This window comes from Streptomyces sp. NPDC003379, assembly GCF_053589195.1.
On sequence record NZ_JBSFRK010000054.1, the window covers coordinates 1 to 13,030 of the forward strand.

14 protein-coding genes are annotated in these 13,030 nt (G+C 69.1%); all 14 read left to right on the forward strand.

Features of this window, described 5'->3' with window-relative positions; translation table 11 throughout:
• The first annotated feature begins 202 nt into the window (after positions 1-202).
• Positions 203-1,315 carry an LCP family protein gene (locus ACWDVB_RS34640; RefSeq protein ID WP_451512802.1) on the forward strand — a complete coding sequence of 371 codons (1,113 nt, stop codon included), beginning with the start codon at positions 203-205 and terminating at the stop codon, positions 1,313-1,315.
• Between the two features lie 157 nt (positions 1,316-1,472).
• Positions 1,473-1,694 (forward strand): 50S ribosomal protein L31, encoded by a 222-nt coding sequence (rpmE, locus tag ACWDVB_RS34645; protein WP_098244794.1) that lies wholly within the window; start codon positions 1,473-1,475, stop codon positions 1,692-1,694.
• A gap of 134 nt (positions 1,695-1,828) precedes the next feature.
• On the forward strand, positions 1,829-2,905 hold the full coding sequence (prfA, locus tag ACWDVB_RS34650; RefSeq protein WP_451512803.1) for a peptide chain release factor 1: 1,077 nt from the start codon (positions 1,829-1,831) through the stop codon (positions 2,903-2,905).
• Positions 2,906-2,956: 51 nt separating this feature from the next.
• Positions 2,957-3,802: a peptide chain release factor N(5)-glutamine methyltransferase gene (gene prmC, locus ACWDVB_RS34655; RefSeq protein WP_451512804.1), complete on the forward strand. Its 846-nt coding sequence runs from the start codon at positions 2,957-2,959 to the stop codon at positions 3,800-3,802.
• Between the two features lie 46 nt (positions 3,803-3,848).
• A complete protein-coding gene (locus ACWDVB_RS34660) occupies positions 3,849-4,496 on the forward strand; it encodes an L-threonylcarbamoyladenylate synthase (protein ID WP_451512805.1) in 648 nt (215 codons plus the stop codon).
• A complete protein-coding gene (locus tag ACWDVB_RS34665; protein ID WP_451512806.1) occupies positions 4,493-5,146 on the forward strand; it encodes an arsenate reductase/protein-tyrosine-phosphatase family protein in 654 nt (217 codons plus the stop codon). Before ACWDVB_RS34660 ends, ACWDVB_RS34665 begins: the two co-directional genes overlap by 4 nt.
• Positions 5,147-5,222: 76 nt before the next feature.
• On the forward strand, positions 5,223-6,485 hold the full coding sequence (locus tag ACWDVB_RS34670) for a serine hydroxymethyltransferase (protein ID WP_451512807.1): 1,263 nt from the start codon (positions 5,223-5,225) through the stop codon (positions 6,483-6,485).
• A 130-nt stretch (positions 6,486-6,615) separates the two neighbouring features.
• Positions 6,616-7,932 (forward strand): MraY family glycosyltransferase, encoded by a 1,317-nt coding sequence (locus ACWDVB_RS34675; RefSeq protein WP_451512808.1) that lies wholly within the window; start codon positions 6,616-6,618, stop codon positions 7,930-7,932.
• Positions 7,933-8,124: 192 nt separating this feature from the next.
• On the forward strand, positions 8,125-8,538 hold the full coding sequence (locus ACWDVB_RS34680; RefSeq protein ID WP_451512809.1) for a hypothetical protein: 414 nt from the start codon (positions 8,125-8,127) through the stop codon (positions 8,536-8,538).
• A 222-nt stretch (positions 8,539-8,760) separates the two neighbouring features.
• Positions 8,761-9,570, forward strand: coding sequence for a F0F1 ATP synthase subunit A (gene atpB / locus ACWDVB_RS34685; protein WP_451512917.1), 810 nt, complete (start codon positions 8,761-8,763; stop codon positions 9,568-9,570).
• A gap of 74 nt (positions 9,571-9,644) precedes the next feature.
• A complete protein-coding gene (gene atpE / locus ACWDVB_RS34690; RefSeq protein ID WP_205036302.1) occupies positions 9,645-9,893 on the forward strand; it encodes an ATP synthase F0 subunit C in 249 nt (82 codons plus the stop codon).
• 41 nt (positions 9,894-9,934) lie between these two features.
• Positions 9,935-10,489 carry a F0F1 ATP synthase subunit B gene (locus ACWDVB_RS34695; RefSeq protein WP_451512810.1) on the forward strand — a complete coding sequence of 185 codons (555 nt, stop codon included), beginning with the start codon at positions 9,935-9,937 and terminating at the stop codon, positions 10,487-10,489.
• Positions 10,486-11,310, forward strand: a complete 825-nt coding sequence (locus ACWDVB_RS34700) for a F0F1 ATP synthase subunit delta (RefSeq protein ID WP_451512811.1) — start codon at positions 10,486-10,488, stop codon at positions 11,308-11,310. The genes ACWDVB_RS34695 and ACWDVB_RS34700 overlap by 4 nt, the downstream gene beginning before the upstream one ends.
• A gap of 111 nt (positions 11,311-11,421) precedes the next feature.
• Positions 11,422-13,011 (forward strand): F0F1 ATP synthase subunit alpha, encoded by a 1,590-nt coding sequence (gene atpA, locus ACWDVB_RS34705; RefSeq protein WP_451512812.1) that lies wholly within the window; start codon positions 11,422-11,424, stop codon positions 13,009-13,011.
• Positions 13,012-13,030 lie beyond the last annotated feature (19 nt).

Consider the following 13,030-nt stretch of genomic DNA (forward strand, 5'->3'; position numbering starts at 1 on the left):
GCCGGTAGCGCCGCCCTGGATGAAAGTGCAGGTGAGGGGCGGAAAGTGCGAGGCGGGGCGCACTCTCCGTAGCGGCCGGAACCCGGGGCGCACACAGGGTGCCATGCAACCCTTCTTTCGGATTTCACGTCTGACAAGTGACGGAAAGCCACGCCTGACCCTGAAAGCAGGGGGTAACCGACCGACGAGGACTGAGGGGCGCATGACTGACGAGAGCAGGGCCGCCGACGCGCCGAAGCGCGGCAGGCGCGGCCGCCGCCGCAAGCCGCGAAGCCGGGGCAAGAAGGCGCTCGCCGTCACGGCCTGGACCGCCGCTGGTGTGGTCGTTCTCGGCGGAACCGGCCTCGGCTTCGTGTTCTTCAAGCTCAACGGCAACCTCAAGGGCGTCGACATCAACAACGCGCTCGGCACGGACCGGCCCGCGGACATCGACAACGGCTCCCAGGACATCCTCGTCCTCGGCTCCGACTCGCGCTCCGGCGACAACGCCAAGTACGGCAAGGACGAGGGCGCCGCCCGCTCGGACACCGCGATGATCGTGCACGTCTACGAGGGCCACAAGAAGGCCAGCGTGGTGTCCATACCCCGCGACACCCTGATATCCCGGCCCGACTGCAAGACCGAGGACGGGAAGACCGAGCCCGGCGCGCAGCGGCAGATGTTCAACACGGCGTACGAGGTCGGGGGCCCCGCCTGCGCCGTCAAGACCGTCGAGAAGATGTCCGGGATCAGGATGGACCACTACGTCGAGGTGGACTTCACCGGCTTCAAGAAGCTCATCGACACCCTCGGCGGTGTCGACATCACCACCAAGAAGGCCATCCACGACAAGGACAGCCACCTCGACCTGGACGCGGGCACGCACACCCTCGACGGCGAGCAGGCGCTCGGCCTGGTCCGCACCCGCCACGGCGTCGGCGACGGCAGCGACCTGGGCCGCATCCAGCTCCAGCAGGCCTTCATCAAGGCCCTCCTCGACCAGGTCAAGGACGTCGGAGTCTTCGGCAACCCGAAGAAGCTGTTCGACCTGGCGAACGACGCGACCAGCGCCATCACCACCGACACCGACCTGAACGACGTCAAGAGCCTCACGAGCTTCGCGAACGGCCTCAAGGGCATCGGCGCGGACGACATGAAGATGGTCACGATGCCCATCCAGTACGACCCCGCCGACCCCAACCGCGTCCTGCCCCTCGAAGAGGCCGACCAGCAGGTCTGGGACGCGCTCAAGGCCGACAAGGCCATCCCCAGGTCCGCCACCGAGAAGTCGGCGGGCGACAAGGGCGCCGCCGGCTCCGTGGTGACCGGCGGCTAGGCCGCGTCCGCCCAGGAACACCGCCCCAGGAATAGATCCCGGCCTCCCCCGGTTTTGGGAGATACGGCCGGTCCTGGCAGACTGGTACGTCGGCCCCGGTTCACGTACGAGCAATCCGCGCGTACGACCCGGCGCCCTCCCGAAACTAGGAGACACCTTGAAGCGCGACATCCACCCCGAGTACGTCGAGACCCAGGTCAGCTGCACCTGTGGCGCGTCGTTCACCACCCGCAGCACGATCTCCAGCGGCACCGTCCGCGCCGAGGTCTGCTCCGAGTGCCACCCGTTCTACACGGGCAAGCAGAAGATCCTCGACACCGGTGGCCGTGTGGCCCGCTTCGAGGCCCGCTTCGGCAAGGCTGCCGGCGCCAACAAGTAGCGAGCCACTGCGCCGGTCATCGGCCGCCCTCGGGAGGGGGTGGCCGGGACCGGCGCTTTTGCCGTCCCGCAGCCAATTCGCGTAGAACCCTCGCGTTGGCGTAGAACCCACGCGCAGAAAACCAGGAGCCCCCGATGTTCGAGGCGGTCGAGGAACTGATCGGCGAACACGCCGATCTCGAGAAGAAGCTCGCCGACCCGTCGGTCCACGCCGACCAGGCCAACGCGCGCAAGCTCAACAAGCGCTACGCCGAGCTGACCCCGATCGTCACGACGTACCGCACCTGGAAGCAGACCGGGGACGACATCGAGACCGCCCGCGAGCTGGGCGCCGACGACCCGGAGTTCGCCGCCGAGGTCAAGGACCTGGAGCGCCGGCGCGAGGAGATCACCGAGAAGCTGCGGCTGCTGCTGGTGCCCCGGGACCCCAACGACGACAAGGACGTCATCCTTGAGGTCAAGGCGGGCGCGGGCGGCGACGAGTCCGCCCTCTTCGCCGGTGACCTGCTGCGCATGTACCTGCGGTACGCGGAGCGCGTCGGCTGGAAGACCGAGATCATCGACGCCACCGAGTCCGAGCTGGGCGGCTACAAGGACGTCCAGGTCGCCGTGAAGACCAAGGGCGGCCAGGGTGCCACCGAGCCCGGCAAGGGCGTCTGGGCGCGCCTGAAGTACGAGGGCGGCGTGCACCGCGTACAGCGCGTGCCCTCCACCGAGTCCCAGGGGCGCATCCACACCTCCGCCGCCGGTGTCCTGGTGACGCCCGAGGCCGAGGAGATCGACGTCGAGATCCACGCGAACGACCTGCGGATCGACGTCTACCGCTCCTCCGGGCCGGGCGGCCAGTCCGTCAACACCACCGACTCCGCGGTGCGCATCACCCACGTCCCCACCGGCGTCGTCGCCTCCTGCCAGAACGAGAAGAGCCAGCTCCAGAACAAGGAGCAGGCGATGCGTATCCTGCGCTCCAGGCTCCTCGCGGCGGCCCAGGAGGAAGCCGAGAGCAAGGCCGCGGACGCCCGCCGCAGCCAGGTCCGCACCGTGGACCGCTCCGAGAAGATCCGAACGTACAACTACCCGGAAAACCGGATCTCGGACCACCGCGTCGGCTTCAAGGCGTACAACTTGGACCAGGTGCTCGACGGCGAACTCGACGCGGTCATCCAGGCCTGCGTCGACGCGGACTCCGCGGCCAAGCTCGCGGCGGCCTGACGAGCCCGACGACGCCCCCATCCCTCGTACGACGCCCCTCGGAGGACCAGCGTGAACCTGCTGCTCGCGGAAGTGGCCCAGGCCACCCAGCGGCTGGCCGACGCCGGCGTGCCCTCGCCGCGCAACGACGCGGAGGAGCTCGCCGCCTTCGTGCACGGCGTGAAGCGGGGCGAGCTGCACTCCGTCAAGGACACCGACTTCGACGCCCGCTACTGGGAGACGATCGCGCGCCGTGAGGCCCGCGAGCCGCTCCAGCACATCACCGGGCGCGCCTACTTCCGCTACCTGGAGCTCCAGGTCGGCCCCGGCGTCTTCGTGCCGCGCCCGGAGACCGAGTCGGTCGTCGGCTGGGCCATAGACGCGGTCCGCGCGATGGACGTCGTCGAGCCGCTCATCGTCGATCTGTGCACCGGCTCCGGCGCCATCGCGCTCGCCCTGGCCCAGGAGGTCCCGCGCTCGCGCGTGCACGCCGTGGAGCTGTCCGAGGACGCCCTGAAGTGGACGCGGAAGAACGTCGAGGGGTCCAGGGTCAAGCTCTCCCAGGGCGACGCCCGCGACGCGCTCCCGGAGCTGGACGGCCAGGTCGACCTCGTGGTCTCCAACCCGCCGTACATCCCCCTCACCGAATGGGAGTACGTCGCTCCGGAAGCCCGCGACTACGACCCCGAGCTCGCCCTGTTCTCCGGCGAGGACGGCCTCGACCTGATCCGCGGCATCGAGCGCACCGCCCACCGCCTGCTGCGCCCCGGCGGCGTCGTCGTCATCGAGCACGCCGACACCCAGGGCGGCCAGGTCCCGTGGATCTTCACCGAGGCGCGCGGCTGGGCCGACGCGGCCGACCACCCCGACCTCAACAACAGGCCGCGCTTCGCGACCGCCCGCAAGGCGATGCCGTGACAACCAAGACTTCAAGGCAGCAGTACGTGTACGAGGAGGCCCGCTAATGGCACGGCGATACGACACCAACGACGCGACCGACCGCTCGACCGGTCTGCGCGAGGCCGCGTCCGCCGTCCGCCGCGGCGAGCTGGTGGTGCTGCCCACCGACACCGTCTACGGCATCGGTGCCGACGCCTTCAGCCCGGAGGCGTGCGCCGACCTGCTCGACGCCAAGGGCCGCGGCCGCAACATGCCCACACCCGTCCTCATCGGCTCCCCGAACACCCTGCACGGCCTGGTCACCGACTTCTCCGAGATGGCCTGGGAACTCGTCGACGCCTTCTGGCCCGGCGCCCTGACCCTGATCGCCAAGCAGCAGCCGTCCCTCCAGTGGGACCTCGGCGACACCCGCGGCACGGTCGCCATCCGTATGCCGCTGCACCCCGTCGCCATCGAACTGCTCACCGAGGTCGGCCCCATGGCCGTCTCCTCCGCCAACCTCACCGGGCACCCCGCCCCCGAGGACTGCGACGCCGCCCAGGACATGCTCGGCGACTCCGTCTCCGTGTACCTGGACGGCGGCCCGACCCCCGGGATCGTCCCGTCGTCCATCGTCGACGTCACGGGCAAGGTGCCGGTCCTGCTCCGCGCCGGCGCCCTCGACGCGGACGAGCTGCGCAAGGTGGTACCCGACCTCGAGGTGGCGAATTGACAGCCCCTGAGACGGGGCGTGGCATAGCGGGCTTCCCGGGCTCTGCGGGCACCTTCCGCATCCTCCACGTCAGCACCGGCAATGTGTGCCGCTCGCCGATCACCGAGCGGCTGACCCGGCACGCCCTGGCCGACCGCCTCGGCGACCCCTTTTTCGGCGGTCTGACCGTGGAGAGCGCGGGCACCTGGGGCCACGAGGGCGCCCCCATGGAGACCAACGCCGAGACGGTCCTCGCGGACTTCGGGGCGGACGCCACCGGCTTCATGGGGCGCGAGCTCCTCGACGACCACGTCATCCGCGCCGACCTGGTCCTGACCGCCACCCGCGACCACCGGGCGCAGGTCATCTCCATGGGCCACTCGGCGGGCCTGCGCACGTTCACGCTCAAGGAGTTCACGCGGCTCGTGCGGGCCATAGACCCGACGACCCTGCCGGAGCCGGACGGCAACGGCGTGGTGGAGCGCGCCCGTGCCCTGGTGCGGGCCGCCGCCGCCCTGCGCGGCTGGCTCCTCGCGCCGACCGTGGAGGCCGACGAGGTGTACGACCCGTACGGCGCGCCCCTGCCGTTCTTCCGTTCGGTGGGCGACGAGATCAACCAGGCGCTTGACCCCGTGGTGACGGCCCTGACCGGGGTGCCCGCGCACATGTAGCCGACCGGCGTGCCCGTACGCGGGCGGCGGCCTACATTGGATCTGAGGTCACCCCCGCCAGGCCCCGGAGCCCACGATGCCGCTCAGCACGGTCAGCACCGCACCCACCGCCCACGAGGCGTCGTACACGGATCTCGACGCGCTGCGCCGACAGGACCCCGAGCTGGCCGAGGTCCTCATCGCCGAGGCCGCCCGGCAGGCCGACGTGCTCCAGCTGGTCGCCGCCGAGAACTTCACCTCGCCCGCCGTCCTCACCGCCCTCGGCTCCCCGCTCGCCAACAAGTACGCGGAGGGCTACCCCGGCGCGCGCCACCACGGCGGCTGCGAGCTGGTCGACGTCGCCGAGCGCATCGCCGTCGACCGCGCCAAGGCCCTCTTCGGCGCCGGACACGCCAATGTGCAGCCGCACTCCGGGTCCTCCGCCGTCCTCGCCGCGTACGCCGCGCTGCTGCGGCCCGGCGACACGGTCCTCGCGATGGGACTGCCGTACGGTGGCCACCTCACGCACGGCTCGCCCGCGAACTTCTCCGGCCGCTGGTTCGACTTCGTCGGCTACGGCGTCGACGCCGAGAGCGGCCTCCTCGACTACGACCAGGTGCACGCCCTCGCCCGCGCCCACCGGCCCAAGGCGATCGTCTGCGGTTCGATCTCCTATCCGCGGCACATCGACTACGCGGCCTTCCGTGAGATCGCCGACGACGTGGGGGCGTATCTCATCGCCGACGCGGCGCACCCCATGGGCCTGGTGGCCGGGGGAGCGGCGCCGAACCCGGTGCCCCACGCCGACGTCGTCTGCGCCACCACCCACAAGGTCCTGCGCGGCCCCAGGGGCGGCCTCCTGCTCTGCGGGGCGGACCTCGCGGAACGGATCGACCGGGCCGTCTTCCCGTTCACGCAGGGCGGCGCCCAGATGCATACGATCGCCGCCAAGGCCGTCGCGTTCGGGGAGGCGCTGACCCCCGCCTTCACGGCCTACGCCCATCAGGTCGTCGCCAACGCCCGCACGCTGGCGGCCGCCCTCGCCGCCGGCGGGTTCGCGATCACCACCGGCGGCACCGACACGCACCTGATCCTGGCCGATCCCGCACCCCTGGGAGTGGAGGCGCACACCGCCCGCGGCAGGCTCGCGGCCGCCGGGATCGTCCTCGACGCCTGCGCCCTGCCCCATGGCGAGGCCCGCGGCCTGCGCCTCGGCACCGCCGCCGTCACGACCCAGGGCATGACCGGCCCGGACCTGGTGCGGATCGCCGCCCTGCTGGTCGAAGCGGTCCGCGAGGCATCGAACGTACGAGAAGAGGTACGCGAACTGGTGGGCAGATTTCCGCCGTATCCGGGCTAGGAGGGGGCAGGTGCGTCGGAGGCGTGCGCGCACTCGTGCAACCATCGTCGCTACCCGTAAGTCCCCAACCGTATGCGCGCAAAGCTAGGGTGTGGGGCTGAGATGGCCAGCGATACCTGTGGGGAAGCCCGTGCGTGAATACCTGCTGACGCTCTGCATCACGGCCGCGGTGACCTATCTGCTGACCGGGCCGGTGCGGAAGTTCGCGATCGTGGCCGGCGCGATGCCGGAGATCCGCGCTCGCGACGTGCACCGGGAGCCGACGCCCCGGCTCGGCGGGATCGCGATGTTCTTCGGACTCTGCGCGGGGCTGCTGGTCGCCGACCACCTGCCGAACCTGAACGCGGTCTTCGAGAACTCCAACGAGCCGCGCGCGCTGCTCTCCGGAGCGGCGCTGATCTGGCTGATCGGTGTCCTGGACGACAAGTTCGAGATCGACGCCCTGATCAAGCTCGGCGGCCAGATGATCGCCGCGGGCGTCATGGTGATGCAGGGCCTGACGATCCTGTGGATCCCCGTCCCCGGTGTCGGCACGGTGTCGCTGACCTCCGGGCAGGGCACGCTGCTGACGGTCGCGCTCGTCGTCATCACCATCAACGCCGTCAACTTCGTCGACGGCCTCGACGGCCTCGCCGCGGGCATGGTCTGCATCGCGTCCGCCGCGTCCTTCATGTACGCCTACCGCATCTGGTACGGCTACGGCATCGAGGCGGCGGCCCCCGCCACGCTCTTCGCCGCCATCCTCATGGGCATGTGCCTGGGCTTCCTGCCGCACAACATGCACCCCGCCCGCATCTTCATGGGCGACTCCGGCTCGATGCTCATCGGCCTGGTCCTCGCGGCGGGCGCCATCTCCGTCACCGGACAGGTCGACCCGGACGCGATGAAGCTGAACTTCGGCGGCACCCGCGACGCCACGCACGCGATGCTGCCCGTCTTCATCCCGCTCCTGATGCCGCTGACGATCATCGCCATCCCCTTCGCGGACCTGGTCCTCGCGATCGTGCGGCGCACCTGGAACGGCAAGTCGCCGTTCGCCGCGGACCGCGGGCACCTGCACCACAGGCTCCTGGAGATCGGCCACTCGCACAGCCGCTCGGTGCTGATCATGTACTTCTGGTCGGCGCTCATCGCCTTCGGCACCGTCGCGTACTCGGTGCACTCCACGAGCGTGTGGATCCTCTTCGTCATCGTCGCGCTCAGCGCGCTGGGACTCGTACTCCTGCTGCTGCCGCGCTTCACGCCGCGCACCCCGCGCTGGGCCGAGGCGTTCGTGCCCCCGCGGTACCGCCGCCGGACGCGGCGCGCCGACACGGAGACCGCCCTCGACCCCGTCGAGACGCCCGCGGGCCCGGCCGCACCCGTGCGGGAGCTGACCGGCGCCGGGAAGGCGCACGGCAGCACCGCGGTCTCCGAGAGGCCCCGGCACCGCGGACCGATCGTGTGATGGTCGGCACACTTTCAGGTAAAGACTGCATCAAATAGTTTGTGATACGGTTCACGAGAACCCGAGATATATTGGGGCGGCCCCGACGAGACCGGCCGCCCTGGTGAGGTGCGCCTCGTCGTGTCCGGGCTAGGGCCTTCGCTCGACGATCGCAATGCCACGTCCCCAAATTTCGCCGGAGGAGCTGCCGCCATGCAGTCCAACGACGCCCGCACACTTCTGCTCTGTGCCCTGCCCACCGCTGCCGCGGGTGCGGCGGGAGTCGCGGTCAGTGCCGCCGTGGCCGGTGGCAAGGGTGCGCTCGGTGCCACCTTCGGTGCGCTTCTCGTCCTGTTGTTCATGGGCGGTGGCCTCGTGGTGCTGCAACGGAGTGCGCGTTCCTTCCCGCATCTGTTCCAGATGATGGGCCTGCTGGTCTACACCGTGCAGATTCTGCTGTTGATGGTCGTCCTCACCGCGCTGCGCGGTACATCGGCTTTCAACTCCAAGTGCTTCGCGTTTACGCTGCTCGCCGCCACTTTGGTGTGGATCGGGGCGCAGTTGCGCGCCCATATGAAGGCCAAGGTCCTCTATGTGGAGCCGGATACCGCCCGGCCGCAATCGTGAGCTGTAGGGCCAGCGTAAGAAGGCCTCCGCTCATTTGCTATGGTCTCGCCACAACTGCGGCAGAGCTGGCGCGGGAGGCGGCCGTGCCTGTGAAGCCTTACGGCTCGGATCCCAGCCGCCGCCCCCAAATCCGCAAGTCCAGTCCAGTGCCGCTCCGCGGTCGTAGGCCGCGCCGACACATCGAGGTTGCCGTACCCATGCGCCACGTTGAAGGAGCTCGCGGTGAGTAACGCCCAGACGCTCGCCTTCGAGACCGATTGCCATATTTTTGAAGGGTGCGGTTTCCCGACCCCCGGCCTGCACTCCTTCCTCTTCGAGCCGATTTTCACCGTTGGCGGCTTTGAGTTCAACAAGCCAATGCTGCTGGCGCTGGTGAGTTCGGTCGTCGTCATCGGTTTCTTCTGGGCGGCTTTCAATAAGCCCAAGCTGATCCCTGGCAAGCTCCAGATGATCGGTGAGATCGGCTACGACTTCGTGCGCCGTGGAGTGGTCTACGAGACGCTCGGCAAGAAGGAGGGCGAGAAGTACGTCCCTCTGATGGTCTCGCTGTTCTTCTTCATCTGGATCATGAACATCTGGTCGATCGTTCCGCTCGCCCAGTTCCCGGTGACGTCGGTCATCGCCCTCCCGGCGGGTCTCGCGGCGATCGTCTACATCCTCTGGGTGAGCGTGACCTTCAAGAGGCACGGCTTCATCGGTGGCTGGAAGAACATCACCGGTTACGACCGCTCGCTCGGCCCGGTCTTCCCGATGGTCATGTTCTTCGAGTTCCTCTCGAACATGATCATCCGGCCCTTCACCCACGCGGTGCGGCTCTTCGCCAACATGTTCGCGGGCCACGTGCTGCTGGTGATCTTCACCATCGCGAGCTGGTACCTGCTGAACGGCATCGGCATCGCCTACGCGGGTGTCTCGTTCGTGATGGTCATCATCATGACGATCTTCGAGCTGTTCATCCAGGCGCTGCAGGCCTACGTCTTCATCCTGCTGGCCTCCAGCTACATCCAGGGCGCGCTCGCCAAGCACCACTGAGTACGCCCGGCCTCTCCCCCCGATACATCCGGTGGCCAACCCCCACCGGCCCGTAAAAAGAAGGAAGTTACGGCATGTCCGCTCTCGAGACCCTCGCCGCGGTCAACGTCCAGGGCAACTTCGGTGCGATCGGCTACGGCCTCGCCGCCATCGGCCCCGGCATCGGCGTCGGCATCATCTTCGGTAACGGTACGCAGGCCCTCGCCCGTCAGCCCGAGGCCGCCGGCCTCATCCGCCAGAACCAGATCCTCGGCTTCGTGCTCTGTGAGGCCCTGGCGCTCATCGGTCTGGTCATGGGCTTCGTTTACCCGGTTCCTTCCTGATCCGGTCTCGTTGACGAGAAACTTCAACGGAAGGCACTGATGTGATCTCCCTGGTACAGCTGGCGTCGGAGGAGCCTCAAAACCCTCTGATTCCGGAGATCCCCGAGCTCGTCATCGGCCTGATCGCGTTCGTCATCGTCTTCGGCTTCTTCGCCAAGAAGTTCCTCCCGAACATCAACAAGGTTCTGGAAGAGCGCCGCGAGGCGATCGAAGGCGGCATCGAAAAGGCCGACGCCGCTCAGACCGAGGCCCAGAGCGTTCTTGAGCAGTACAAGGCTCAGCTCGCCGAGGCCCGGCACGAGGCCGCGCGTCTGCGTCAGGAGGCGCAGGAGCAGGGCGCCACGCTCATCGCCGAGATGCGGGCCGAGGGCCAGCGTCAGCGCGAGGAGATCGTCGCCGCCGGCCACGCGCAGATCGAGGCCGACCGCAAGGCCGCCGCGCAGTCGCTCCGTCAGGACGTGGGCCAGCTGGCCACCGACCTGGCCGGCAAGCTCGTGGGCGAGTCCCTTGAGGACCACGCCCGGCAGAGCCGCACGATCGACCGTTTCCTCGACGGACTCGATGAGGCCGCCGCGAAGGCCGAGGCGGCTCGATGACAGCGCACGGAGCCAGCCGCGAGGCCCTGGCCGCCGCGCGCGAGCGTCTGGACGCGCTGACCGACAACACGTCGGTCGACGCGAAGCAGCTCGCGGACGAGCTGGCCGCGGTCACCGCGCTGTTCGCCCGCGAGGTCTCGCTGCGTCGGGTCCTGACCGACCCGGCGCAGTCCGGCGAGGCCAAGGCCGAGCTGGCCGGGCGCCTGCTGTCCGGCCAGGTGGGCGGCGAGACCGCCGACCTGGTGGCCGGCATGGTGCGTACGCGCTGGTCGCAGTCGCGCTACCTGGTGGACGCCCTCGAGGAGCTCGCCGACCTCGCCGACATGACCGGCGCGCAGAAGGCCGGCGTGCTGGACAACGTCGAGGACGAGCTCTTCCGGTTCGGCCGGATCGTCAGCTCCAGCACCGAGCTGCGGGCGGCGCTCACCGACCGCACCGCCACGGGCACGGCCAAGAGCGAGCTGCTGCGCAGCCTGCTCGGCGGTCGCGCCGAGGACGTGACGGAGCGACTCGTCGAGCGTCTTGTGACCGCGCCGCGCGGACGTAGCCTGGAAGAGGGACTCGAGTCCCTCTCCAAGCTGGCCGCGGACCGACGCAACCGCATGGTGGCCGTCGTCACTTCCGCTGTTCCGCTCTCGGACCAGCAGAAGGAGCGTCTCGGCGCCGCCCTGGTCAAGGTGTACGGACGCCCGATGCACCTCAACCTCGACGTGGACCCCGAGGTCCTCGGCGGGATCACCGTCCAGGTGGGCGACGAGGTCATCAACGGCAGCATCGCGGACCGCATCGAGGAAGCCGGCCGCCGCGTGGCCGGCCAGTAACTCAACAAGCACGAAATACGGCCCTAGTTGGGCCGTGCAGAGGATTCCTGGGGGCTGACCCCAGACCCCCCAAGAAAACTTCGGGCCCAACAAGGAGAGCAGGGAACCCAGATGGCGGAGCTCACGATCCGGCCGGAGGAGATCCGGGACGCGCTGGAGAACTTTGTCCAGGCGTACAAGCCGGACGCGGCCTCGCGCGAGGAGGTCGGCACGGTCACCGTCGCCGGCGACGGTATTGCCAAGGTCGAGGGTCTCCCCTCGGCGATGGCGAACGAGCTGCTGAAGTTCGAGGACGGAACCCTCGGTCTCGCGCTGAACCTGGAAGAGCGCGAGATCGGCGCCGTCGTCCTCGGCGAGTTCAGCGGTATCGAGGAGGGCCAGCCGGTGCAGCGCACCGGTGAGGTGCTCTCCGTCGCCGTGGGCGAGGGCTACCTCGGCCGCGTCGTCGACCCGCTCGGCACCCCGATCGACGGCCTCGGCGAGATCGAGACCAGCGGACGTCGCGCCCTCGAGCTGCAGGCCCCGGGCGTCATGGCCCGTAAGTCGGTGCACGAGCCGATGGAGACCGGCTACAAGGCCGTCGACGCGATGACCCCGATCGGCCGTGGTCAGCGTCAGCTGATCATCGGTGACCGCCAGACCGGCAAGACCGCCCTGGCCGTCGACACGATCATCAACCAGCGCGACAACTGGCGCACGGGCGACGTGAACAAGCAGGTGCGCTGCATCTACGTCGCCATCGGTCAGAAGGGCTCCACCATCGCCTCCGTGCGCGGTGCCCTCGAAGAGGCCGGCGCGCTGGAGTACACGACCATCGTCGCCGCCCCGGCGTCCGACCCGGCCGGCTTCAAGTACCTGGCGCCGTACACCGGCTCGGCCATCGGCCAGCACTGGATGTACGAGGGCAAGCACGTCCTCATCATCTTCGACGACCTCTCGAAGCAGGCCGACGCCTACCGCGCCGTGTCCCTGCTGCTCCGCCGCCCGCCGGGGCGCGAGGCCTACCCGGGTGACGTCTTCTACCTGCACTCGCGTCTGCTCGAGCGCTGCGCGAAGCTCTCCGACGAGCTCGGCAAGGGCTCGATGACGGGTCTGCCGATCGTCGAGACCAAGGCGAACGACGTGTCGGCGTTCATCCCGACCAACGTCATCTCCATCACCGACGGCCAGTGCTTCCTGGAGTCGGACCTCTTCAACGCCGGTCAGCGCCCCGCGCTGAACGTCGGTATCTCCGTCTCCCGAGTCGGTGGTTCCGCGCAGCACAAGGCGATGAAGCAGGTTTCCGGCCGCCTCCGCGTGGACCTCGCCCAGTTCCGTGAGCTGGAGGCGTTCGCCGCTTTCGGTTCCGACCTGGACGCCGCGTCGAAGGCGCAGCTCGAGCGCGGCCAGCGCATGGTCGAACTGCTCAAGCAGCCGCAGTACGAGCCGATGGCGACCGAGGACCAGGTCGTGTCCGTGTGGGCCGGTACCACCGGTCGCATGGACGAGGTGCCGGTCAACGACATCCGCCGCTTCGAGAAGGAGCTCCTGGAGTACCTGCACCGCAAGGAGCAGGGCCTCATGACCTCCATCAAGGAGGGCGGCAAGATGTCGGACGACACCCTGCAGGCCGTCGGCGACGCCATCGCGGAGTTCAAGAAGCAGTTCGAGACCTCGGACGGGAAGCTTCTCGGCGAGGACGCTCCGGCCGCGGCCAAGTGACGTAAGGAAGGGACCTGAC

Coding starts and splice junctions, on each gene's coding strand:
- atpE (WP_205036302.1), top strand. CDS start 9,645: ATGTCCGCTCTCGAGACCCTCGCCGCGGTCAACGTCCAGGGCAACTTC.
- prfA (WP_451512803.1), top strand. CDS start 1,829: ATGTTCGAGGCGGTCGAGGAACTGATCGGCGAACACGCCGATCTCGAG.
- ACWDVB_RS34700 (WP_451512811.1), top strand. CDS start 10,486: ATGACAGCGCACGGAGCCAGCCGCGAGGCCCTGGCCGCCGCGCGCGAG.
- atpA (WP_451512812.1), top strand. CDS start 11,422: ATGGCGGAGCTCACGATCCGGCCGGAGGAGATCCGGGACGCGCTGGAG.
- ACWDVB_RS34660 (WP_451512805.1), top strand. CDS start 3,849: ATGGCACGGCGATACGACACCAACGACGCGACCGACCGCTCGACCGGT.
- ACWDVB_RS34640 (WP_451512802.1), top strand. CDS start 203: ATGACTGACGAGAGCAGGGCCGCCGACGCGCCGAAGCGCGGCAGGCGC.
- ACWDVB_RS34670 (WP_451512807.1), top strand. CDS start 5,223: ATGCCGCTCAGCACGGTCAGCACCGCACCCACCGCCCACGAGGCGTCG.
- ACWDVB_RS34680 (WP_451512809.1), top strand. CDS start 8,125: ATGCAGTCCAACGACGCCCGCACACTTCTGCTCTGTGCCCTGCCCACC.